The sequence below is a fragment of the Metapseudomonas boanensis genome, from assembly GCF_018704125.1.
GTDB classification, from domain to species: domain Bacteria; phylum Pseudomonadota; class Gammaproteobacteria; order Pseudomonadales; family Pseudomonadaceae; genus Metapseudomonas; species Metapseudomonas boanensis.
In genome coordinates this window covers 1-681 of sequence record NZ_JAGTIS010000062.1, presented here as the reverse complement: position 1 = coordinate 681, position 681 = coordinate 1, and the positions used below count along the sequence as shown (strand labels likewise).

The window sequence follows — 681 nt, the reverse complement described above, 5'->3', positions numbered from 1 at the left end:
TCCCTGCCGAGATTTGCGGTGGCATCAAGGCCCTCAAGGCCTTCGGCGGCCCCTTCCCGGGCATCCGCTTCTGCCCCACGGGCGGCGTCAACCCGGGCAACCTGCGTGATTACATGGCGCTGCCCAATGTGATGTGCGTCGGCGGTACCTGGATGATGGACAAGACCTGGATTCGCGAAGGCGATTGGCAGCGCGTCGAAACGTCCTCGGCCGAGGCGCTGAAACTGCTGGGGTGATACCGGCCGAGGCTCTGCTTGCTTTTTGTGGGGGCGAATTCATTCGCTGAGGGGCATGCAGTGCCCCCAAGGGACTTTCATGGCAGGCCTGCGGCCTGCATAGCGAATGAATTCGCCCCCACAGGTTCTCTACCTGGAGGTTCCACTAGCGTGCATACCCAACCTCACCACCTGTCTCCCCTCGACGCGACCCGCCTTGAAAATTGGCGAGCACTGGCGAACCACCGCAATGAGATGCAGCAATTCAGTCTGCGTCATGCATTTGCTGACGACCCGCAGCGTTTTGACCGTTTCTCCCTCAATGCCTGCGGCCTTTTCCTCGACTTCTCGAAAAACCTGATCGGCCCCGAAACCCTGGCCTTGTTGGTGAAGCTGGCCGAAGAGGCGCAACTTGGCGATGCGATCAAGGCGATGTTCCGCGGTGAAATGATCAATGCTTCCGAAC

General features: G+C 60.1%; 2 pseudogenes. Both read left to right on the top strand.

The window, feature by feature from the left end:
* Positions 1-236: pseudogene (locus J7302_RS26300) on the top strand (bifunctional 4-hydroxy-2-oxoglutarate aldolase/2-dehydro-3-deoxy-phosphogluconate aldolase); the annotation flags it as partial.
* 171 nt (positions 237-407) lie between these two features.
* Positions 408-681, top strand: a pseudogene (locus tag J7302_RS26295) (glucose-6-phosphate isomerase); the annotation flags it as partial.